This is a genomic window from Serratia sp. CY33802, from assembly GCF_052169095.1.
GTDB lineage: Bacteria > Pseudomonadota > Gammaproteobacteria > Enterobacterales > Enterobacteriaceae > Serratia > Serratia bockelmannii.
The window spans coordinates 46,917-69,124 of record NZ_JBJNLL010000003.1 but is presented as its reverse complement, the minus strand read 5'-3'; the positions used below and the strand labels follow the sequence as shown (position 1 = coordinate 69,124).

21 protein-coding genes are annotated in these 22,208 nt (G+C 60.7%); 13 read left to right on the top strand and 8 right to left on the bottom strand.

Annotated features, from left to right (window positions below):
- Window positions 1-73 precede the first annotated feature (73 nt).
- From hutH to ACJ8HA_RS13660, 3 genes are all read right to left on the bottom strand, one after another.
- Window positions 74-1,609 carry a histidine ammonia-lyase gene (gene hutH / locus ACJ8HA_RS13670; protein WP_025301604.1) on the bottom strand — a complete coding sequence of 512 codons (1,536 nt, stop codon included), beginning with the start codon at window positions 1,607-1,609 and terminating at the stop codon, window positions 74-76.
- Window positions 1,606-3,297, bottom strand: coding sequence for a urocanate hydratase (gene hutU, locus ACJ8HA_RS13665; protein WP_025159649.1), 1,692 nt, complete (start codon window positions 3,295-3,297; stop codon window positions 1,606-1,608). Before hutU ends, hutH begins: the two co-directional genes overlap by 4 nt.
- Window positions 3,298-3,672: 375 nt before the next feature.
- Window positions 3,673-5,013 (bottom strand): MFS transporter, encoded by a 1,341-nt coding sequence (locus ACJ8HA_RS13660; protein ID WP_025301605.1) that lies wholly within the window; start codon window positions 5,011-5,013, stop codon window positions 3,673-3,675.
- Window positions 5,014-5,336: 323 nt separating this feature from the next.
- Between ACJ8HA_RS13660 and queE the strand changes: the two genes are divergently transcribed.
- The gene (gene queE, locus ACJ8HA_RS13655; RefSeq protein WP_004932641.1) at window positions 5,337-6,008 is read left to right on the top strand and encodes a 7-carboxy-7-deazaguanine synthase QueE; all 672 of its coding nucleotides are present in this window, start codon (window positions 5,337-5,339) and stop codon (window positions 6,006-6,008) included.
- A gap of 41 nt (window positions 6,009-6,049) precedes the next feature.
- Window positions 6,050-6,559: a GNAT family N-acetyltransferase gene (locus ACJ8HA_RS13650; protein ID WP_158523784.1), complete on the top strand. Its 510-nt coding sequence runs from the start codon at window positions 6,050-6,052 to the stop codon at window positions 6,557-6,559.
- 26 nt (window positions 6,560-6,585) lie between these two features.
- Here the strand turns inward: ACJ8HA_RS13650 and queD are convergent, their stop codons facing one another.
- Window positions 6,586-6,945, bottom strand: coding sequence for a 6-carboxytetrahydropterin synthase QueD (gene queD, locus ACJ8HA_RS13645; RefSeq protein WP_025301608.1), 360 nt, complete (start codon window positions 6,943-6,945; stop codon window positions 6,586-6,588).
- Window positions 6,946-7,381: 436 nt separating this feature from the next.
- Between queD and cysJ the strand changes: the two genes are divergently transcribed.
- The 3 genes from cysJ to ACJ8HA_RS13630 all read left to right on the top strand — a co-directional run bounded on the left by cysJ (window position 7,382) and on the right by ACJ8HA_RS13630 (window position 11,695).
- On the top strand, window positions 7,382-9,184 hold the full coding sequence (gene cysJ / locus ACJ8HA_RS13640) for an NADPH-dependent assimilatory sulfite reductase flavoprotein subunit (protein WP_197812906.1): 1,803 nt from the start codon (window positions 7,382-7,384) through the stop codon (window positions 9,182-9,184).
- Window positions 9,184-10,899, top strand: a complete 1,716-nt coding sequence (gene cysI, locus ACJ8HA_RS13635; RefSeq protein WP_043135856.1) for an assimilatory sulfite reductase (NADPH) hemoprotein subunit — start codon at window positions 9,184-9,186, stop codon at window positions 10,897-10,899. The genes cysJ and cysI overlap by 1 nt, the downstream gene beginning before the upstream one ends.
- Window positions 10,900-10,960: 61 nt before the next feature.
- Window positions 10,961-11,695 carry a phosphoadenylyl-sulfate reductase gene (locus ACJ8HA_RS13630; protein ID WP_016929052.1) on the top strand — a complete coding sequence of 245 codons (735 nt, stop codon included), beginning with the start codon at window positions 10,961-10,963 and terminating at the stop codon, window positions 11,693-11,695.
- 55 nt (window positions 11,696-11,750) lie between these two features.
- Here the strand turns inward: ACJ8HA_RS13630 and ACJ8HA_RS13625 are convergent, their stop codons facing one another.
- A complete protein-coding gene (locus ACJ8HA_RS13625; protein ID WP_025301612.1) occupies window positions 11,751-12,821 on the bottom strand; it encodes an aminopeptidase in 1,071 nt (356 codons plus the stop codon).
- A gap of 261 nt (window positions 12,822-13,082) precedes the next feature.
- Between ACJ8HA_RS13625 and cysG the strand changes: the two genes are divergently transcribed.
- From cysG to ACJ8HA_RS13600, 5 genes are all read left to right on the top strand, one after another.
- Entirely contained in the window at window positions 13,083-14,513 is a 1,431-nt protein-coding gene (gene cysG / locus ACJ8HA_RS13620) for a siroheme synthase CysG (protein ID WP_043135853.1), read from the top strand.
- A 22-nt stretch (window positions 14,514-14,535) separates the two neighbouring features.
- Window positions 14,536-15,444 (top strand): sulfate adenylyltransferase subunit CysD, encoded by a 909-nt coding sequence (gene cysD / locus ACJ8HA_RS13615; RefSeq protein WP_004932620.1) that lies wholly within the window; start codon window positions 14,536-14,538, stop codon window positions 15,442-15,444.
- An 11-nt stretch (window positions 15,445-15,455) separates the two neighbouring features.
- The gene (gene cysN, locus ACJ8HA_RS13610) at window positions 15,456-16,883 is read left to right on the top strand and encodes a sulfate adenylyltransferase subunit CysN (RefSeq protein WP_197812905.1); all 1,428 of its coding nucleotides are present in this window, start codon (window positions 15,456-15,458) and stop codon (window positions 16,881-16,883) included.
- Window positions 16,822-17,511: an adenylyl-sulfate kinase gene (gene cysC / locus ACJ8HA_RS13605; protein WP_197812904.1), complete on the top strand. Its 690-nt coding sequence runs from the start codon at window positions 16,822-16,824 to the stop codon at window positions 17,509-17,511. The genes cysN and cysC overlap by 62 nt, the downstream gene beginning before the upstream one ends.
- An 84-nt stretch (window positions 17,512-17,595) precedes the next feature.
- Complete coding sequence (locus ACJ8HA_RS13600) at window positions 17,596-17,922, top strand: DUF3561 family protein (RefSeq protein ID WP_025301616.1); 327 nt, start codon at window positions 17,596-17,598, stop codon at window positions 17,920-17,922.
- A 52-nt stretch (window positions 17,923-17,974) separates the two neighbouring features.
- On the opposite strand, the gene ACJ8HA_RS13595 is transcribed toward ACJ8HA_RS13600, so the two are convergent.
- Genes ACJ8HA_RS13595 through ACJ8HA_RS13585 form a run of 3 tightly spaced genes read right to left on the bottom strand, consistent with a single transcriptional unit; the run spans window position 17,975 to window position 20,285 of the window.
- Window positions 17,975-18,697 (bottom strand): amino acid ABC transporter ATP-binding protein, encoded by a 723-nt coding sequence (locus ACJ8HA_RS13595; protein WP_043135839.1) that lies wholly within the window; start codon window positions 18,695-18,697, stop codon window positions 17,975-17,977.
- On the bottom strand, window positions 18,681-19,493 hold the full coding sequence (locus ACJ8HA_RS13590; protein WP_060434258.1) for an amino acid ABC transporter permease: 813 nt from the start codon (window positions 19,491-19,493) through the stop codon (window positions 18,681-18,683). The genes ACJ8HA_RS13595 and ACJ8HA_RS13590 overlap by 17 nt, the downstream gene beginning before the upstream one ends.
- Window positions 19,494-19,514: 21 nt before the next feature.
- Window positions 19,515-20,285, bottom strand: coding sequence for a basic amino acid ABC transporter substrate-binding protein (locus tag ACJ8HA_RS13585; RefSeq protein ID WP_197812903.1), 771 nt, complete (start codon window positions 20,283-20,285; stop codon window positions 19,515-19,517).
- A gap of 403 nt (window positions 20,286-20,688) precedes the next feature.
- Here ACJ8HA_RS13585 and ftsB point away from each other — a divergent pair, with 403 nt between their 5' ends.
- From ftsB to ispF, 3 genes are read left to right on the top strand one after another with little or no spacing between them, the layout of a single operon-like run.
- Complete coding sequence (gene ftsB, locus ACJ8HA_RS13580; protein WP_021505314.1) at window positions 20,689-21,009, top strand: cell division protein FtsB; 321 nt, start codon at window positions 20,689-20,691, stop codon at window positions 21,007-21,009.
- Between the two features lie 3 nt (window positions 21,010-21,012).
- Window positions 21,013-21,720, top strand: coding sequence for a 2-C-methyl-D-erythritol 4-phosphate cytidylyltransferase (ispD, locus tag ACJ8HA_RS13575; RefSeq protein ID WP_127146513.1), 708 nt, complete (start codon window positions 21,013-21,015; stop codon window positions 21,718-21,720).
- 10 nt (window positions 21,721-21,730) lie between these two features.
- Complete coding sequence (ispF, locus tag ACJ8HA_RS13570; RefSeq protein WP_151428285.1) at window positions 21,731-22,204, top strand: 2-C-methyl-D-erythritol 2,4-cyclodiphosphate synthase; 474 nt, start codon at window positions 21,731-21,733, stop codon at window positions 22,202-22,204.
- Window positions 22,205-22,208: the final 4 nt, after the last annotated feature.

Genomic DNA, 22,208 nt, shown 5'->3' with positions numbered 1-22,208 from the left:
GGCACGCGCTGCCCGCGCCGGGTGGAATGCACCCGGCGGGGCAGAACAAACTGCGTGATTCAGTGTGTGATGATTATGCCTGGCTAGGCAGCAGCGCCGCAGGCAGCAGCGATGTCAGGTGACCGGCCGCCAAAAGTTGGCTGGCGGCTTCAATGTCGGGGGCGAAGAAACGATCCTTGTCGTAGAAACTGACATGCTCGCGCAGCAGACGGCGCGCCTGCTCCAGACCTTCCGAGGTCTTCAGGCCGTTGCGGAAATCCAGGCCCTGGCAGGCGGCCAGCCATTCGACCGCCAGAATGCCGCGCACGTTGTCCGCCATGCTCCACAGGCGGCGACCGGCGGCCGGCGCCATGGAGACGTGGTCTTCCTGGTTGGCGGAGGTCGGGATGCTGTCGACGCTCGACGGATGCGCCAGCGCTTTGTTTTCGCTGGCCAGCGCCGCGGCGGTGACCTGGGCGATCATGAAGCCGGAGTTCACGCCGCCGTTTTCCACCAGGAACGGCGGCAGTTGCGACATGTGTTTGTCCATCATCAGCGAGATGCGGCGTTCGGACAGCGAACCGATTTCGGCAAACGCCAGCGCCAGGTTATCGGCGGCCATCGCTACCGGTTCGGCGTGGAAGTTGCCGCCGGACAGCACGTCGCCCTGTTCGGCGAACACCAGCGGGTTATCGGAGACGGCGTTGGCTTCGATTTCCAGCACCTCGGCGGCCTGGCGGATCTGCGTCAGGCAGGCGCCCATCACCTGTGGCTGGCAGCGCAGGGAGTAAGGATCCTGCACTTTTTCACAGTTGCGGTGCGAGTCGGAGACTTCGCTGCGCGCGCCGAGCAGGTGGCGATAGGCGAGGGCGGCGTCGATCTGGCCGCGCTGGCCGCGCACCTCGTGGATACGCGCATCGAACGGGCTGCGAGAGCCCAGCGCCGCTTCCACCGTCAGACTGCCCGCCACGGTCGCAGCGGCGAACAGATCTTCGGCATCGAACAGGCCGCGCAGCGCGAAGGCGGCGGAGACTTGGGTGCCGTTCAGCAGCGCCAGGCCCTCTTTCGCCGCCAGCGTCAGCGGTTTCAGGCCGGCTTTGGCCAGCGCTTCGGTCGCCGGCAGCCATTGGCCCTGATGGCGCGCCTGGCCTTCGCCCAGCAACACCAGGCTCATGTGCGCCAGCGGCGCCAGGTCGCCGGAGGCGCCGACTGAGCCTTTCAGCGGAATATGCGGATAAACTTCGGCGTTGACCAGCGCGATCAGCGCCTGAATGACTTCCAGACGAATGCCGGAGAAGCCGCGCGACAGGCTGTTGATCTTCAGCACCATGATCAGGCGCACCAGGTTGTCGTCGGTCGGCTCGCCCACGCCGGCGGCGTGTGACAGCACGATCGAACGCTGCAGGTTTTCCAAATCGTCGCGGGCGATGCGGGTCGAAGCCAGTAGGCCAAACCCGGTGTTGATGCCGTAAGTGGTGCGGTTTTCTTCAACGATGCGTTCCACGCAGGCCACGCTCTGTTGGATAGGACCGTAGGCGTTGTCGTCCAGCGTCAGCGTCACCGGATGTTGATACACGTCGCGTAGCTGGGCCAGCGTCAGTTTGCCTGGGCGAATAGTCAGCGCTTTCATGCTTTTTCTCCTTGGGTCGCGGCAACCATCGGCAGGTTCAGGCCTTGCTCGCGGGCGCAGTCGATAGCGATATCGTAACCGGCGTCGGCGTGACGCATGACCCCGGTAGCCGGGTCATTGTGCAAGACGCGGGCGATGCGCTCGGCGGCCTCGTCGGTGCCGTCGCAGACGATCACCATGCCGGAGTGTTGGGAGAAGCCCATGCCGACGCCGCCGCCATGGTGCAGGGAAACCCAGGTGGCGCCGCTGGCGGTGTTCAGCAGGGCGTTCAGCAGCGGCCAGTCGGAAACCGCATCGGAACCGTCTTTCATCGCTTCGGTTTCACGGTTCGGGCTGGAAACGGAGCCGGAATCCAGGTGGTCGCGGCCGATGACGATCGGGGCGGACAGTTCGCCGCGGCGTACCATCTCGTTGAACGCCAGGCCCAGCTTGGCGCGCTGGCCGAGGCCAACCCAGCAGATGCGCGCCGGCAGGCCCTGGAAGCTGATGCGCTCGCGCGCCATGTCCAGCCAGCGGTGCAGGTGTTCGTCATCCGGGATCAGCTCTTTCACCATGGCGTCGGTTTTGTAGATGTCCTGCGGATCGCCGGACAGCGCCGCCCAGCGGAACGGCCCGATACCGCGGCAGAACAGCGGACGGATGTAGGCCGGCACGAAGCCCGGGAAGTCGAAGGCGTTGTCGACGCCGGTTTCTTTCGCCATCTGGCGAATGTTGTTGCCGTAGTCGAAGGTTGGCACGCCCATCTGCTGGAACGCCAGCATGGCTTTGACGTGATCGGCCATCGACTGCTTGGCGGCGGCGACCACTTTGGCCGGCTCGGTTTGCGCGCGCTGGCGATACTCTTCCCAGCTCCAGCCCTTCGGCAGGTAGCCGTTCAGCGGATCGTGGGCGCTGGTCTGGTCGGTGACCATGTCCGGGCGCACGCCGCGGCGCACCAGCTCAGGCAGGATTTCTGCCGCGTTGCCGCACAGAGCGATGGAGATGGCTTTGCCTTCTGAGGTGTATTTCTTGATGCGGGCCAGCGCGTCGTCCAGATCTTTGGCCTGCTCATCGACGTAGCGGGTTTTCAGACGGAAATCGATGCGGCTCTGCTGACATTCGATGTTCAGCGAGCAGGCGCCCGCCAGCGTCGCGGCCAGCGGCTGCGCGCCGCCCATGCCGCCCAGACCGGCGGTCAGCACCCAGCGCCCCTGCAGGCTGCCGTCGTAGTGCTGGCGGCCCGCTTCAACGAAGGTTTCATAGGTGCCCTGAACGATGCCCTGGCTGCCGATGTAGATCCAGCTGCCGGCGGTCATCTGGCCGTACATCGCCAGGCCTTTGGCGTCCAGCTCGTTGAAGTGTTCCCAGGTTGCCCAGTGCGGCACCAGGTTGGAGTTGGCGATCAGCACGCGCGGCGCGTTGCTGTGGGTTTTGAAGACGCCGACCGGTTTGCCGGACTGCACCAGCAGGGTTTCGTCTTCTTCCAGCGTTTTCAGGGTTTCGACGATCTTGTCGTAGCAATCCCAGTCGCGCGCGGCGCGGCCGATGCCGCCGTACACCACCAGCTCGTGTGGGTTCTCCGCAACTTCAGGATCGAGGTTGTTCATCAGCATGCGTAACGGCGCTTCGGTCAGCCAGCTTTTTGCGTTTAATTGTGTGCCGCGTGGCGCGCGTACATCGACATTGCGAACTTTGTTATTTGTAGTCACAGCAGTTTCCTCAAACAGTATCGGTGCAGATTCCATGCCGCGGTGGGGATGAGTACCACGGCATAACAATGCGTAGGGCTTATTAACATATACTTGTATGTACAAGCATATGCAACACTGACCAGTTGCCGCTGAAAAGTGGCATAAGAAAAAGTTATTTTCTTTTTATATCAGTTTGATATGAGATTTTTTATCGCCGGTCTCACGTACGGAAAGCCGGAGAAAAGTGAGCTGTTCGGCAAAAATGAATTAAAATTGACTCATTTTTGGGCGGCTAGTCACAATATTTTTACAGTCTGATTACAGTTGACGGCGCAGGATAAAAAAGCCCTATCACCGAAGGAAGAAAGCCCGCCGTGGGCGGGCTTGCAAGGGTCAGGCGGCCGGCTGCAGCGTCGGTTTGCGGCTCATCTTGCACACCGTGGCGATGGCGGCGATCAGCGCCGGCACGCACAGGAACATCAGGATGCTCTGCACTTCCCACTGCATCGCCAGCAGTTGGGCGCCCATCATGGTGCCGGCGACGCCGCCGAAGCGGCCGATGCCCTGCATCCAGGCGATGCCGGTGGCGCGGCTGTGGGTCGGGTAGAAGGTCGCCGCCAGCGTTTGCAGCCCGGACTGCGCGCCGTTCATGGTGACGCCCATCAGGAAGATGAAGGCGCCCAGCAGCACGATCTGTTTATCTTCGGTGGCCATCGCCACGATCAGCAGGGCGGTGACGACAAAGCCGCTCGAGACCACTTTGTGCGCATTCCAGCGGTCCATCAACCAGCCGGCCACCAGGATGCCCAGCGTGCCGCCGAAGGTGAACAGCGAGGTGAGCATCGCCGATTGCTCCAACTGATAGCCCAATCCCTGCATCAGGATTGGCATCCAGCTCAGCAACACGTAGTAGATCACCAGCCCCATAAAGTAGGTCAGCCACAGCATCAGCGTGCCGAGCAGATAGGGGCGGCTGAACAGCAGGCCGACGCTGGTCTTGGTCTGCGCCAGCTTCTCTTCGTACAGATAAAAACGCGTCACGCCGTCGAGGCTCCGGCTAACGAAGCGCTGCGCGATGCGCTTGATCTTCGCCGCATCCTGGCCGCGGTTAACCATATATTTAACCGACTCCGGCAGCAGCAGGATCAGCAGAACCGTCAATACCAGCGGCGCAATGGCGCCGAGCAGCAGCACACTGTGCCAGCCGTAGCTCGGGATCAGCCACGATGAAATGGCGCCGCCGCCGGCCGCGCCCAGCGGAAAGCCGCAGTACATGGTGTTGATCGCCAGCGAACGGCAGCGCTGCGGCGCGTATTCGGAGATCAAGGTAATGGCGTTGGGCATCGCCGCCCCCAGCCCGAGGCCGGTGAGGAAACGCCACAGCGTCAGGCTGTTGAGCGAACCGGCGTAGGCGGTGGCCAAACTCGACAGGCCGAAGAACAGGCAGGAAAACACCAGCACGCGCTTGCGGCCGATGCGGTCGGAGATCGGCCCGGCGATCAGCGCGCCGAGCGACAGCCCCAGCAGCGCGGCGCTCAGCACCGGCCCCAGATCCTGTTTGACGATGCCCCAGTCTTTGGCGACCGAGGGAGCGATATAGCCCATGGCGGCGGTATCGAAACCGTCGATGGCGAGGATCAGGAATCCGAGAATGATCAGGGTCCAGTGAAACAGCGAAAACTTGCTGTCGTCGATGGCCTGTTGAATGTTTAACTCGCTGGTGGAATGAGTCATGGCACCCTCTAAACGCAGATGTAGTCGTGATGGAACGTGGCCGAAACTGGCGCTCGGCTTGTGTTTGCTTGTATATACATCTGCGCGTCAGCGCTTTATGTCAAATATAATTATCTTATTTGTTAACTGCGTGTTGTTTTCTGTGGAGCAGGTTGCACCGCCGATGAAAGGCCAAAGACCGGTTAACAAATTAAATGAACGCCATTGGCGGTGAGATATGCTGATGGCGGCGCGGAGGATAAAATTTAATACAATTTTGGCCGTTTGGTCGCCGGGCCGGAATCTGCGATAATCGCTTTTTACTTTTCCAGATTGAGAAACCGATGCAGTACCCGATCAACGAGATGTTCCAAACCTTGCAGGGCGAAGGCTTTTTCACCGGCGTGCCGGCCATTTTCATCCGCCTGCAGGGCTGCCCGGTAGGGTGCAGTTGGTGCGATACCAAACATACCTGGGAAAAGGAAGCCCATCGGGAAGTCGACCTGCAACGGATCCTGGTCAAAACAGAAGAGAGCGACGCCTGGGGCAATGCCAGCGCCGAGCAGCTGTTGGCGGTGATGCGCCAACAAGGCTACACCGCGCGTCATGTGGTGATCACCGGCGGCGAACCCTGCATTTACGATCTGGCGCCGCTGACCGAGCTGTTCGAACAGCACGGCTACCGTTGCCAGATTGAGACCAGCGGCACCCACGAAATTCGCTGCTCCGCCAACACCTGGGTGACGGTTTCGCCCAAGGTGAATATGCGCGGCGGCATGAAGGTGCTGGATCAGGCGCTGCGGCGCGCTGACGAGGTGAAGCATCCGGTGGCGCGCGAGCGCGACATCGAGGCGCTGGATGCGCTGCTGGCGACGTTGCAGGATGACAAGGCGCGGATTATCGCGCTGCAACCGATCAGCCAGAAAGAAGAGGCGACCCGCCTGTGCATCGAAACCTGCATTGCGCGCAACTGGCGGCTGTCGATGCAGACCCACAAATATCTGAATATCGCCTGAGTTTATTGGCCGGAAGCGTTCGAACGAGACAGGAGTTGTCGGTGAAGATTTTATCGCGCGCATTCGAGGCGGTGACGGAAGCGGAATTGCGGTCGATTCGCTCGCTGTTGTCCGACGCTTTCCCCGAGATAACCGACGGATTTTATCTGCAGCAGGTGCCGGCTTGCCTGGTGACCGCCACGGAAGGCGAGGCGATCGTCGGCCAACTGGCGGTGCATAAGCGGCCGGTGTTGATTGACGGTGAGACCGAGGTGATCGGCATCATCGGGCTGGTGGCCGTGGCACAAACGCATCGGCGCCGCGGCGTGGCCGCAAACATGCTGGTTAAGGCGCATGACTATTTGCGCAGTAAAGGGATCGCGTATTCCATACTGTTTGCGGTAAGCGAAAAGTACTATACCGGCGCCGGCTATCGGGCGATGGAAAACGAGACGGCGTTCATTGAGGATGGCGAGAGCAAAACGTTTGTCTATCGCGGGGGAATGGTGCTGAGCCTGTCGGAAAGGCCCTGGGTGACGCGGCGCCTGGATCTGCAAGGCGAGGTAGTGTGAGGGTATCTGCACATACCCTCACGGCATCAACCTTTATATACGCATCCCGCCGTACAGGTCTCTTTCACCATCACCGCAGTCAGTTCCGGTAACTGAGGCTTGAGCTGCTGCCAAATCCAGGCGGCGAGCACTTCGCTGGTGGGATTTTCCAATCCTGGAATATCGTTCAGATAATGGTGATCCAGCCGCTCCCAGATCGGGGAAAACACAGCCTTGAGCTCGGCGAAATCCATCACCCAACCGGTGTGGGGATCCACGTCACCGGTCACTTCCAGACGCACCATAAACGAATGCCCATGCAGACGGCCGCATTTGTGGCCCTCCGGTACATGCGGCAAACGGTGTGCGGCTTCAAACTGAAAATCTTTAAACAGCGTGGTTGCCATTATTACGGCCTCATTGACTCAAAAACCGCCGCATAGTACCGGAAAGCGCGCCTGCTTGCCATTTATACCGTTATGGTCTACCGCCACGGCAAACGCACCCGGTTAACACTTTTTTTGTTTGGTGTCTGCGGCACCTATCGGCTGGGGTTATGAGCCGAAATGTTGAACGGTGAAAAAATGATGAAAAAAAGTGCTTTATTTTCATCTGGATAAAAAACTTTGTTTAACGGTTTAAGCGTTATCCCTTACCAGAAAAACAGCTTAGTCATTTTGGTTATGATTTATTGCTATCCCTTATTTAATCGTTGCTATTCTGCTCGGTAACCTTACAAACTCTCCTGATCTTTTCCGCACACCCGACGCAGCGAAGAGACAGCGACTGGCACTGGCGCGCGCCTGGCAGGAAAGGCGCTAAGTATAGGAAATAAGTACAGCAATGACGACTCAGGCTCCTCCAACATCTTTGCTCCCGCTGACGCCCGAACAGCTGGCGCGCTTACAGGCGACGATCGGCGACTATTCGCCGACGCAGCTGGCGTGGCTGTCCGGTTATTTTTGGGGCATGGTCAATCAACAGCCCGGAGCCGTGGCCATTGCGCCTGCCGCCCCTGCGGCTGCGGCCGCCATCACCATCATTTCCGCTTCGCAGACCGGCAATGCGCGCCGCCTGGCGGAGCAGTTGCGCGACGATCTGTTGGCCGCCAATCTGAGCGCCACGTTGGTCAGCGCCGGCGACTACAAGTTCAAACAGATAGCGCAAGAGCGCCTGTTGGTGATCGTCGCCTCCACACAAGGGGAAGGCGAACCGGCGGAAGAAGCGGTGGCGCTGCATAAATTCCTGTTCTCGAAGAAGGCGCCGAAGCTCAATGACACCGCGTTTGCGGTGTTCGGGTTAGGCGACACCTCTTATGAGAATTTCTGCCAGTCAGGTAAAGATTTCGACGGCAAGCTGGCCGAGCTGGGTGCCGAGCGCCTGGTGGAGCGCGTAGATGCCGACGTGGAGTACCAGGAGCTGGCCGCCGCCTGGCGCAAACAGGTGGTGTCGGTGCTGAAGGCGCGCGCACCGGCGGAAAGCGCTGCGCCGGGCGTGTTGGCCAGCGGCGCGGTTGACCTGATCGACAGCAGTCCGTACAGCAAGGAACAACCGCTCACCGCCCAACTGGCGGTCAAGCAGAAAATTACCGGCCGCGCGTCGGATAAAGACGTGCGCCATATCGAGATCGATCTGGGCGACTCCGGCCTGCGCTATCAGCCGGGCGATGCGCTCGGCGTATGGTTCGACAACGATCCGGCGCTGGTGGACGAACTGGTGCAGCTGTTGTGGCTGAAAGGCGACGAGCCGGTCGAGGTGGAAGGGAAGACCCTGCCGCTGGCGCAGGCGCTGCGCAGCCATTTCGAACTGACGCAGAACACCACGCCGATCGTCGATAAATACGCCGCGCTGTCGCGCGACGAAACGCTGATCGGTCTGTTGGCGGATAAGGCTGCGCTACAGCAGTATGCGCACAACACGCCGATCGTCGACATGGTGCGCCAGGCGCCGGCGGATCTGAGCGCCGAACAGCTGGTCGGGCTGCTGCGTCCGCTGACGCCGCGCCTGTACTCCATCGCCTCTTCGCAGGCGGAGAACGAAAGAGAAGTGCACATCACCGTGGGCGTGGTGCGTTACGACATCGACGGGCGCGCCCGCAGCGGCGGCGCCTCCGGCTTCCTGGCGGATCGCCTGGAGGAAGACGGTGACGTGCGTGTGTTTATCGAGCACAACGACAACTTCCGCCTGCCGGCCAATCCGGAAGCGCCGGTGATCATGATTGGCCCGGGCACCGGCATCGCGCCGTTCCGCGCCTTTATGCAGCAGCGCGACGCCGACGGCGCCGGCGGCAAGAACTGGCTGTTCTTCGGCAACCCGCACTTTACCGAAGATTTCCTGTACCAGGTCGAATGGCAGCGCTACGTGAAAGACGGCCTGCTGACCCGCATCGATCTGGCCTGGTCCCGTGACCAGCAACATAAAATATACGTACAAGACAAACTGCGCGAACAGGGCGCAGAAGTGTGGCGCTGGATTCAGGAAGGCGCGCACATTTACGTCTGCGGCGATGCCAATCGCATGGCGAAAGACGTGGAAAACACATTACTGGAACTGGTGGCCGAGCACGGTGGCATGGATACCGAGCAGGCGGATGAATTTTTAAGTGAGCTGCGCCTTGAGCGCCGTTATCAGCGAGATGTTTACTGATGAGTGATAAACACCCCGGGCCTTTGGTAGTCGAAGGCAAACTGGCCGATGCGGAGCGCATGAAGAAGGAAAGCAACTTCCTGCGTGGCACCATCGCCGAAGATTTGAACGACGGCCTGACCGGCGGCTTCAACGGCGACAACTTCCTGCTGATCCGTTTTCACGGCATGTACCAGCAGGATGACCGTGACATTCGTGCCGAACGCGCCGAGCAGAAGCTGGAGCCGCGCCACGCCATGATGCTGCGCTGCCGCCTGCCGGGCGGCGTCATCAGCCCACAGCAGTGGCTGGGCATCGACAAGTTCGCGCAGGAGAGCACGCTGTACGGCAGCATTCGCATCACCAACCGCCAGACGTTCCAGTTTCACGGCATCCTGAAAGGCAACGTCAAACCGGTGCACCAGCTGCTGAACCGCCTGGGGCTGGACGCGCTGGCGACCGCCAACGACGTGAACCGCAACGTGCTGTGCACCTCCAACCCGGTGGAGTCCGAGCTGCATCAGGAAGCCTACGAGTGGGCGAAGAAGATCTCCGAACACCTGCTGCCGCGCACCCGCGCCTACGCCGAGGTGTGGCTGGATCAGGAAAAGGTGGCCACCACCGACGAAGAACCGATTCTGGGGCCGACCTACCTGCCGCGCAAATTTAAAACCACGGTGGTGATCCCGCCACAGAACGACGTCGATCTGCACGCCAACGACATGAACTTTGTGGCGATCGCCGAAAACGGCAAGCTGGTAGGCTTCAACCTGCTGGTGGGCGGCGGGCTGTCCATCGAACACGGCAACAAGAAAACCTACGCGCGCCAGGCCAGCGAGTTCGGCTACATTCCGCTCGAACATACGCTGGCGGTAGCGGAAGCGGTGGTGACCACGCAGCGCGACTGGGGCAACCGCACCGATCGCAAGAACGCCAAGACCAAATACACGCTGGAGCGCGTCGGGGTAGATGTTTTCCGCGCCGAAGTGGAAAAGCGCGCCGGCATTACTTTCGCGCCGATCCGGCCGTATGAATTCACCGGCCGCGGCGATCGCATCGGTTGGGTGAAGGGCATCGACGATCAATGGCACCTGACGCTGTTTATCGAGAACGGCCGCCTGCTGGACTATCCGGGGCGCCCGCTGAAGACCGGCATGGCGGAGATCGCCAAGATCCATAAAGGTGACTTCCGTCTGACGGCGAACCAAAACGTGATCATCGCCGGCGTGCCGGAAAGCGAGAAGGCGAAGATCGAAGCCCTAGCGCGCGATCATGGCCTGATCGACGACGAGATCAGCGAGCAACGCAAGAATTCGATGGCCTGCGTGTCGTTCCCGACCTGCCCGCTGGCGATGGCGGAGGCCGAGCGCTTCCTGCCGCAGTTCGTCACCAAGGTGGAGGGGATCATGCATCGGCACGGGGTGGGCGACGAGCATATCGTGCTGCGCATTACCGGCTGCCCGAACGGCTGCGGCCGCGCGCTGCTGGCGGAGCTGGGGCTGGTGGGCAAGGCGGTCGGCCGTTATAACCTGCATTTGGGCGGCAACCGCGAAGGCACGCGCATTCCGCGCATGTACCGCGAGAACATCAACGAAGACGAGATCCTGAACGAGATCGACCTGTTGGTGGGGCGCTGGGCGGAGGAGCGCAACGGCGGCGAAGGCTTCGGCGACTTCACCGTGCGTGCGGGCATCGTCAAACCGGTGCTGGATCCGGCGCGAGATTTCTGGGAGTGAGGCCGGGCGGCCTCTGGGCAGAGGGGCCGCGCAGGTAATTTCAAGCATCAGGAGAGACAACATGGCTGAATTCGATCTGGCGGCGCTGAACGCGTTGCCCAAATCCGGGCAGGCGCTGGCATTGGCGGTAGTCAACGGCCAACTGGAGACCCTCAGCGCCGAACAGCGCGTTGCATGGGCGCTGGAGCATCTGCCCGGCGAGTTCGTACTCTCGTCCAGTTTCGGCATTCAGGCGGCGGTATGTCTGCACCTGGTGACGCGCATCCGGCCGGATATCCCGGTGATCCTGACCGACACCGGTTACCTGTTCCCGGAAACCTATCGCTTTATCGATCAACTGACCGACCAACTGAAGCTGAATCTGCAGGTGTTCCGCGCCGAACAGTCTCCCGCCTGGCAAGAGGCGCGCTATGGCAAGCTGTGGGAACAGGGCGTGGAAGGGATTGAAAAGTACAACCAGATCAACAAGGTTGAGCCGATGAACCGCGCGCTGGAGACGCTGGGGGCGCAGAGCTGGTTCGCCGGTCTGCGGCGCGAGCAGTCCGGTAGCCGCGCCAATCTGCCGGTGCTGGCGGTGCAGCGTGGGGTGTTCAAGATCCTGCCGATCATCGACTGGGACAACCGCAAGATTTACCAGTATCTGACCGAACACGGGCTGAGTTATCACCCGCTGTGGGAACAGGGCTACCTGTCGGTAGGCGATACCCACACCACCCAGAAATGGGAGCCGGGCATGAGTGAGGAAGAGACGCGTTTCTTCGGCCTGAAGCGCGAGTGCGGTCTGCACGAAGGCTAAAAGAGGCGAATCACCCGACAGGGCTCAGCAATGCTGGGCCCTGTTTTTTTGTAGGCTACTTTTTCTTTTGTGCTTTCGGCGGGTGCGCCTGCGCCAACTCTTTGATCAGCGGCAGCAGGATCTGCACGCTGTCGCGGCTGCGTTTGTCGATCCGCCCCGGCAGATAGCGATCCAGATACTGCAGGTTGTCGTATTGCGGGCGGTGCCAGGTGATGCCCTGCGGGAAGTGCGGGCTGACGGCGCGCTGCTGATAGCCGTCCTTCTCCCCCAACGACCAGTTGGTGGCCTCTACCGACAATACCGGGATGCCTGCGGCATCGAACACCTCTTGATCGGAGCAGCAGCCGGTGCCCTGCGGATGCTGTGCGCTGCCTGGATTGGTGGCGGCGGCGATGCCGTAGCGATGGGCGATATCCAGCGCGCGATCGCGGGAGCGCTTCGCCATCTGCGGCGGCGTGTTGCGCCCGGCGTTGAAGTACAGCCGATCGCCAGTGATCAGGCTGTCGAGATTGATCACCAGCACGGTGTTGCTTTTCTCTTCCGCACTCATTCGCTGCAGGTAGTTCTGCGCCCCCAGCGAACCGAGCTCTTCGGCGCTGGTGGCGACGAAGCGCAGGCCGTAGGCGGTGGGGATGTTCTTCAGGCGTTCCGCCAGTTCCAGCATTACGCCGATGCCGGAGGCGTTGTCGTCGACGCCCTGCAGCGTCAAGCCACCGAGGTTGTTATCCAGATCCTCGTCGCTCTGCGGCGTATAGGTGTCGAAGTGGGCGACGACCACGATTTGTTTCGGGCTGTCGCCGTTGCGGGCGGCGATCACCGAGCTGGCGGTGACGTTGTTCCAGTTCTTCTTGCCATCTTTGCTGGTGTAGAGATAGCGCGTATTGACGCTGCGAATATCGCTTTGGTAACCCATCTTGCTGAATTGCTGCTTTAGGTAGTCGGCGGTGAGCAATTCGGCCGGGCTGCCCGCCATGCGGCCGGGGAAGTAAGTGGCGATGTGGCGGGTCTGTTCGGCGGCGAAACGGCCCATTGGCGCGTCTTTTACGGGCTGTGCGGCACACACGCTGAAGACGCCGCCGAGTGCGAGGGCCAGCAGGCTGGTCTTCAGGTAAAAACGGGAAAACATACCGAAAAATCCTTCTTTGCTATCGGCGCTGCCGATCATTTTTCTTCGGCACCCAGTATGAGACGCCGGGCGGCATTACACAATTTCCCTGTCTCTTAATTTTCGCGCCAACGCGCAAACTGCTGTCGTGAGTATCACCGTTTGCCATCGGCGTTGCGGCCTATATTCCATAAAGGAACTAATCATTCCTTTTCGTCATTTCAGAGGCTAAATCTCAGCCCGTATAGTCACACTATCTTTCTGTTATATGAAAAGGCTGTTGTGGACTATCTACCAATATTCGCCGACCTGAAACAACGTCCGGTACTGGTCGTTGGCGGTGGTGACGTGGCGGCGCGCAAAGTCGATCTGCTTCAGCGCGCCGGGGCTGAAATACGGATAGTTGCGCAGTCGCTCTCACCGGAACTGGAACAACAACGTCAGCAAGGGCAGGTGCTCTGGCTGGGGAAAAGCTTTGATCCGCAGCAACTGGACGACGTGTTTCTGGCGATCGCCGCCACGGACGACAACGCGCTGAACGCCGCGGTGTTCGCCGAGGCGGATAAACGCCGGGTGCTGGCCAACGTGGTGGACGATCAGCCGCGTTGTTCGTTCATCTTCCCGTCGATCATCGATCGCTCGCCGCTGGTGGTGGCCGTATCGTCCAGCGGCCAGGCGCCGGTGCTGGCGCGGTTGCTGCGCGAAAAGCTGGAGGCGTTGCTACCCGCCAGTTTGGGGCAGATGGCGCAGGTGGCGGGCCGCTGGCGCGGCCAGGTCAAACAGCGGCTGGCCTCGATTGGCGAGCGTCGCCGTTTCTGGGAGAAAACCTTTGGCGGTCGTTTCGCCACGCTGGTGGCCAACGGCCAGACGGCGCAGGCGGAACGGCAGCTGGAGCAGGATTTGCACCGCTTCGCCGCAGGCGATGAGGGCGCCCAGGGCGAGATAGCGTTGGTGGGCGCCGGGCCGGGCGACGTGGGGCTGTTGACCCTGCGTGGGCTGCAGGTGATGCAGCAGGCGGACGTGGTGCTGTATGACCATCTGGTCAGCGGCGAAATCCTCGATCTGGTGCGCCGTGACGCCGAACGCATCTGCGTGGGCAAGCGCGCCGGCGCGCACTCGGTGATCCAGGAGGAGACCAATCGGCTGCTGGTGGAACTGGCGCAGCAGGGCAAACGCGTGGTGCGCCTCAAGGGTGGCGATCCGTTCATCTTTGGCCGCGGCGGCGAAGAGCTGCAGGTGGCCGCCGCCGCCGGCATTCCTTTCCAGGTGGTGCCGGGCGTCACGGCCGCCGCGGGGGCGACCGCCTACGCCGGCATTCCGCTGACGCACCGCGACCACGCGCAGAGCGTGACCTTTATCACCGGCCACTGCCGCCCCGACGGCGATGGCCTGGACTGGGCCGATCTGGCTCGGGCGCGGCAGACGTTGGCTATCTACATGGGCACGATGAAGGCGGCGGACATTAGCCAGCGGCTGATCGCCCACGGTCGCGCTGCCGCGACGCCGGTGGCGGTGATCAGCCGCGGCACGCGCGCCGATCAGCAGGTGCAGATCGGCACGCTGGAACAACTGGAACACCTGGCCCAACAGGCGCCGCTGCCGGCGCTGTTGGTGATCGGCGAAGTGGTGGAACTGCACCATCAAATCGCCTGGTTCGGGCATCAATCGCAGACGGAAGGGGCAGCGCGCCCGGCCGTCGTGAATTTGGCATAGGCAAGGCTTTTAAGGACCTGTTATGGACGAAAAACGACTCACTCATTTGCGGCAATTGGAGGCGGAGAGTATCCATATCATCCGTGAAGTCGCCGCTGAATTCGCCAACCCGGTGATGCTGTATTCCATCGGCAAAGACTCTTCCGTGATGCTGCATCTGGCGCGCAAGGCGTTCTTCCCCGGCACGCTGCCGTTCCCGCTGCTGCACGTCGATACCGGCTGGAAATTCCGCGAAATGTACGAATTCCGCGATCGCACCGCGAAGGAGTACGGCTTCGAGCTGCTGGTGCATAAAAACCCGGAAGGGGTGGCGATGGGCATTAACCCGTTCGTGCACGGCAGCGCCAAGCATACCGACATCATGAAGACCGAGGGCCTGAAGCAGGCGCTGAACAAGTACGGTTTCGACGCTGCCTTCGGCGGTGCGCGGCGCGACGAGGAGAAATCGCGCGCTAAAGAGCGCATCTATTCGTTCCGCGATCGCTTCCACCGCTGGGATCCGAAAAACCAGCGGCCGGAGCTGTGGCACAACTACAACGGCCAGATCAACAAAGGGGAGAGCATCCGCGTGTTCCCGCTGTCGAACTGGACCGAGCTGGATATCTGGCAGTACATCTTCCTGGAAAAGATCGACATCGTGCCGCTGTACCTGGCGAAACCTCGCCCGGTGGTGGAGCGCGACGGCATGCTGATGATGGTGGACGACGATCGCATCGATCTGCAGCCGGGTGAAGTGATCAGCCAGCGCATGGTGCGTTTCCGCACCCTGGGATGCTGGCCGCTGACCGGCGCGGTGGACTCGCAGGCGCAAACCCTGCCGGAGATCATCGAAGAAATGCTGGTCTCCACCACCAGTGAACGCCAGGGGCGGATGATCGATCGCGATCAGTCCGGCTCGATGGAGCTGAAAAAGCGTCAAGGGTATTTCTAAGGAGCCGCCGGATGAACAACGCAATTGCACAACAAATCGCTGACCAGGGCGGCGTCGAGTCCTACCTGCACGCGCAGCAGCACAAGAGCCTGCTGCGCTTTCTGACCTGCGGCAGCGTCGATGACGGCAAAAGCACCCTGATTGGCCGCCTGCTGCACGATACCCGCCAGATCTACGAGGATCAGCTGTCGACTCTGCACAGCGACAGCAAACGCATCGGTACTCAGGGCGAAAAGCTCGACCTGGCGCTGCTGGTGGACGGCCTGCAGGCCGAGCGCGAGCAGGGCATCACCATCGATGTGGCCTATCGATATTTCTCGACCGAAAAACGCAAGTTTATCATCGCCGATACCCCGGGGCATGAGCAGTACACCCGCAACATGGCCACCGGCGCCTCGACCTGCGATCTGGCGATCCTGTTGATCGACGCGCGCAAAGGGGTGCTGGATCAGACTCGCCGCCACAGCTTTATCGCGACCCTGCTGGGCATTCGCCATCTGGTGGTCGCGGTGAACAAGATGGATCTGGTGGACTATCAGGAAGCGGTGTTCGAGCAGTTCAAACAGGATTACCTGACCTTCGCCCAGCAGCTGCCAGGCGACCTGGACATCAAATTCGTGCCGCTGTCGGCGCTGGACGGCGACAACGTGGCGAGCGAAAGCGCCCATATGCCGTGGTACAGCGGCCCGACGCTGCTGGAAGTGCTGGAGAGCGTTGACGTGATCAGCGAGCGAGAAAACCAGCCGCTGCGTTTCCCGGTGCAGTACGTCAACCGCCCGAACCTCGATTTTCGCGGCTATGCCGGCACGCTGTCTGCCGGCGTGGTGCGGGTGGGGCAACGGGTCAAAGTGCTGCCTTCCGGTGTGGAGTCCAGCGTGGCGCGCATCGTGACCTTCGACGGCGATCTGCAAGAAGCGGTGCCGGGCGAGGCGATTACGCTGGTGCTGAAGGATGAAGTGGACATCAGCCGGGGCGATCTGCTGGTCGACGCCGGCGAAAGTCTGCAGGCGGCGCAGAGCGCGCTGGTGGACGTAGTATGGATGGCCGAGCAGCCGTTGGTGCCGGGCCAGAGCTACGACATCAAGATCGCCGGTAAAAAGACCCGCGCACGCGTGGAGAGCATCCGTCATCAGGTGGAGATCAATACGCTGACGCAGCATCCGGCCGACACGTTGCCGCTCAACGGCATCGGATTGGTGGAACTGACCTTCGACGAACCGCTGGTGCTGGACAGCTACCAGAGCAATCACGACACCGGCGGGCTGATCTTTATCGATCGCATGAGCAACGTCACGGTTGGCGCCGGTCTGGTGCGTGAAACGCTGCAGGCCGCATCGGCGGCGCGCGGCGAATTCAGCGCCTTCGAGCTGGAGCTGAATGCCCTGGTGCGCAAGCACTTCCCGCACTGGGGCGCGCGCGATCTGCTCGGTGGCCGATAAGGTGGCCGTTGAACTGAGGGCGACCGGGCCGGACGACGAGAACGTGGTTTGGCATCCGCACGCGGTGACGCGCGCGGATCGCGAAGCGCGCAACGGCCATCGCGGCGCGGTGCTGTGGTTTACCGGGCTGTCCGGCTCGGGCAAATCCACCGTCGCCGGCGCGCTGGAGCAGGCGCTGCATGGGCTCGGCGTCAGCACCTACCTGCTGGACGGCGATAACGTGCGCCATGGCCTGTGCCGCGATCTCGGCTTCTCCGACGAGGATCGGCGCGAGAACATTCGCCGGGTGGGGGAAGTGGCCAAGCTGATGGTGGACGCTGGGCTGGTGGTGCTGACCGCGTTCATTTCGCCGCACCGCGCCGAACGGCAGATGGTGCGCGAGATGCTCGGTGACGATCGCTTTATCGAGGTGTTTGTCGATACGCCGTTGGCGATCTGCGAGGCGCGCGATCCGAAGGGATTGTATAAGAAAGCGCGCGCCGGCGAGCTGCGCAATTTCACCGGTATCGACGCGGTTTACGAGGCGCCGCAGCAGCCGGAAATCCACCTTGATGGCCAACAATTGGTAACAAATTTGATTGCGCAATTGTTAGACGTGTTGCGTGGTCAGGCTATTATCAAACCCTGAATTCAAAAAAAGCGTGTGGCGTTTTTCGCCATGCGCTTTTTACTCTAAGCCGCCGCAGAGCGAGCCGAATAACCAGGGATCACTATGCAAAATGTCACGCCTATCTTGATCGACGCCAAGCAATCAAAACAGGAGAGAGAGGAGCCTTCTTATTCTTTCCTGGGCGGCGTCAGCGGCTTTGTTTTCTACTGGCTGGCGTTCGCGTTGCCGTTTCTGGTTTACGGTTCCAACACGCTGTTTTTCCTGCTTTATACTTGGCCATTCTTCCTGGCGCTGATGCCGCTGTCGGTGTTGATCGGCATCACCCTCAGCATGCTGCTGCGCGGTCGTCTGATCTTGACGCTGCTGTTGACCGGCACCATTGTGCTGTGCCTGTTTTGGCTGGTGTTCAGCTTCCTGACCGGGTGGTGAGGGAGCGGGCGCCGATGCCGGCGCCCGAAGGATTGCAAAGCGGTGCCGAAGGTTACAAAACTTTGCTTAGAAATGCCTGAGTGCGCGGATTAGTCGGATGGCTGAAGATCTGCTGCGGTGCGCCTTCCTCCTGAATGATCCCCTGATCGATAAACAGCACCCGGTCGGCCACCTCGCGGGCAAAGCCCATCTCATGCGTTACCACCACCATGGTCATGCCCTCGTGGGCCAGCGATTTCATCACTGCCAATACTTCGCCCACCAGCTCCGGATCGAGCGCGGAGGTCGGTTCGTCGAACAGCATGATCTTCGGCTCCATCGCCAGCGCGCGGGCGATCGCCACCCGCTGCTGCTGGCCGCCGGACAGGCTGTTGGGGTAGGCGTCAATCTTGTCGAGCAGGCCGACCTTGCGCAGCAGCTGTTCAGCTTGCGTAATGGCTTCGGCGCGAGGCAGTTTCTTCACGCTTACCGGTGCCATGATGATGTTTTCCAACACCGTCATGTGCGGGAACAGGTTGAAGCGCTGAAATACCATGCCCACGCTTTCACGCATTTTGTTCAGGTCGGTTTTCTGATCGTGGACGGCGAAGCCATTCACCTCGATCTCGCCGCCGGAGAGCGTTTCCAGCGCGTTGATGCAGCGCAGGAAGGTGCTCTTCCCTGAGCCGGAAGGGCCGATGACGCACACCACTTCATTGGCGGCGATCTGACAGGAAATGCCGCGCAGCACGTGGCTCTCGCCGAACTGTTTTTGCAGGTTATGTACGCGAATCACTTTTACCGAACCTCTTTTCCATGTGTTGCACCAGCAGCGAGAGCAGGAAGGTGATGACCCAATAGACCAGCGAAATGGTCAGATAGGGCTCCCAGTAAGTGGCGTAGGCGCCGGAGACGGTACGGGCGGCATAGGCCAGATCCGCCAGGCCGATGGCGGAGGCCAGCGACGAATCCTTGACGATCGCGATGGCGTTGTTGCCCAGCGGCGGCAGCATGCGGCGGAAGGCCTGCGGCAAGATAACCTGTCGCATGGTCTTGCCGTAGCTCATGCCCAGCGAACGCGAAGCCTCCATCTGGCCGCGATCGATCGATTGGATCCCGGCGCGGAAGATCTCCGACACATAGGCGCCGGCGTTGAGCGTGATCGCCACCACGCAGGAAAGAAAGGCACCGTAGTCGGCGCGCAGAGCACGGGCGAAATCGACGCTCATCAGGCCGCTGGTGACCAACAGGCCGTCGCGCGGATTGATGAACAGCGGCACCAATGCAAAGTGCACCACCATGATCTGCACGAACAGCGGCGTGCCGCGAAAGGCGCTGATGTAGATGCGTACCGGCCACTGAACGCCGTAATGCAGGATGGGTTTCCAGATGCCGTGCGGCGCCTGCGCCAAGCGGCCCAGCCCGAGGATCAAGCCCCAGGTGGTGCCCAGCAGCACGCAGATAATGGTGCATTTGATGGTCATCCAGGCGCCTTCCATAAACAGCGGCGCGTATTCCTGGATGATCTCCCAGCGGAAGTTCAAGGGGTATTCCTTCTTGGTAGGCTGAAACGGTGGCGCGCCGACGCCCATGCGGGCGCCGGCGGCAGGGCATTATTCCGCCGGCAGCGTCGGTACGTTGCTGTCGAACCAGGTTTGGTAGATCTTGGCGTAGGTGCCGTCGGCGACGATTTTCTTCAGGCCGTCGTTGATTTTGTTGCGCAGCTCATCGTTGCCTTTGGCGACGGCGATGCCGAAATACTGGCGCTCAAACTTGGCGTCGGGCACCAACTTGAAGGCTTTCTCAGGGTGGGTTTTGATATAGAACTTGGCCACGCCGACGTCGCCGACCGCCGCGCCGATGCCGTCTTCATACAGCTCCTGCAGCATCAGCGGGGTATTGTCGAAGCGCTTGATGGCGGTGCTGTTTTTACCCAGCACGTCGGACACCACGATGTCGCCGGTGCTGGAGTTCACCACGCCGACCTTCAGCGCCTTCAGCGCGGCGATGGAGTCCACCGTCGAGTCTTGCGGCACCACGATAGCCTGTTCGGCCGGGAAGTAAGGCGCCGAGAAATCAACCATTTGCTTGCGCTTGTCGGTGATGGTGATGCCGGAAATGATGATGTCGCGATCGCCGGAATTCAACGTGGCGAAGATCCCCTCCCACGGCGTATTGATCAGTTTGATTTGGAAGCCTTCGGCTTTGGCCACCGCTTTGATGATGTCGATGTCGAAACCTTCCAGCTGCTTTTGGCTGTTTTCAAACTCGAACGGCCGATAGGTGCCGCCGGAGCCGACGACGTAGGTCGTTTCAGCCGCTAACGCGGCGGTGGAGAAGGTGGCGGCCAGGCAGGCACCGATCAGAACTAAACGTTTTAACATCGTGATCCCCGATAATGAATGGTTATATATTGGAATTATTTATGCACTATGAATGCATAAAAATAAGCTTCAATGAATGAAAGTGCAACCACTGCATGAGGATTATTCTTTCTATGGTGTTAAATATTCACTTTTTACGTTGCTTTGGCGTAAGCGATGGGTCAGCAAGCGGCGATGCAGTGGTTCTTGCTGCATAATGGGGGGAGGGCAGTGTATGTCTCATCGGAAAATGCGTCGCGCATGCCGGGCAAAAGGGGCTTTTTTTACCGCTTTCGCGGCGGAATTAGGCGATAAAGTCGGGAATCCTTCATCCGTATTCTGAATTTGGCGTTGAAATGCCGCTCTCAGTGTGGAGTCCAACGAGAAGTTGTGGGATGATTGGTCGGTTTTTCAGGGGGCGGAGATGGGAAAACTTACGCTGCTATTGCTGGCATTGCTCGGTTGGTTACAGTATTCACTGTGGCTGGGCAAAAATGGTATTCACGATTACGTGCGAGTCAATGAAGACGTTGCGGTCCAACAGGGCAGTAACGCCAAGTTGAAAGCGCGTAACGATCAGCTATTTGCCGAAATCGATGATTTGAACGGCGGTCAGGAAGCGATCGAAGAGCGAGCGCGTAATGAGCTGGGCATGATCAAGCCCGGTGAGACTTTCTATCGTCTGGTTCCTGACCAATCCAGACGCAACGCGGCGTCTTCCTCGCAAAATAACGCACAAAAATAACGCATGAATCACTCCGCAGGCACCTTTCCCTCGGTGATTGCCGTCCTGCCCGCTGCCGGTATCGGCAGCCGCATGCAGGCGGAATGCCCGAAGCAATATTTAACCATCGGCCGGCACAGCATCGTCGAACACGCTATCCATGCCCTGTTGCGCCACCCGCGCATTGAACGGGTGATCGTGGCGATTAGCCCGGAAGATCGCCAGTTCGAACGGCTGCCCATCGCCCAGGATCCGCGGGTGACCGTCACTGAGGGCGGCAAACAGCGCGCTGATTCGGTGATGGCCGGGCTGAAGCTCGCGGGCGATGCGGACTGGGTGCTGGTGCATGACGCTGCGCGCCCCTGCCTGCACGCCGACGATCTCGAGCGCCTGCTGGCGATCACCGCACACAGCAAGGTCGGCGGCATTCTTGCCGCGCCGGTGCGTGACACCATGAAACGCGCCGAACCCGGCCGCGACACCATCGCCCACACCGTCGAACGGCAGGATCTGTGGCATGCGCTGACGCCACAGCTGTTTCCGCTGCCGCTGCTCAAGCAGTGCCTGCAGCGCGCGCTGGATGAAGGCGCTAACGTCACCGACGAAGCCTCGGCGCTGGAGCATTGCGGTTATCATCCGCAGCTGATCGCCGGCCGGGCGGACAACATTAAAGTAACGCGGCCGGAGGATTTGGCGCTGGCGGCGTTCTATTTGACTCAGTTAGACAATTAAGGAGCGCATCATGCGTATCGGTCACGGTTTTGACGTACATAAATTCGGCGGCGAAGGCCCGTTGGTGATCGGTGGCGTTCGCATCCCTTACGACAAAGGTTTGCTGGCCCACTCGGACGGTGACGTTGCGCTGCACGCCGCGACCGACGCCCTGCTGGGCGCTGCGGCGCTGGGTGATATCGGCAAGCTGTTCCCCGATACCGATCCGGCTTTCAAGGGCGCGGACAGCCGCGAGCTGCTGCGCGAAGCCTGGAAACGTATCCGCGCCAAAGGATACCGCCTCGGTAACCTCGATATCACGATTATCGCTCAGGCGCCGAAAATGGCGCCGCACATCCCGCAGATGCGCGTCTTCCTGGCGGAAGATCTGCAGTGCCATATGGATGACGTCAACGTGAAGGCCACGACCACCGAGCAGCTCGGCTTCACCGGGCGCGGCGAGGGCATCGCGTGCGAAGCGGTCGCTTTGCTGGTTAAGGAATAACCGC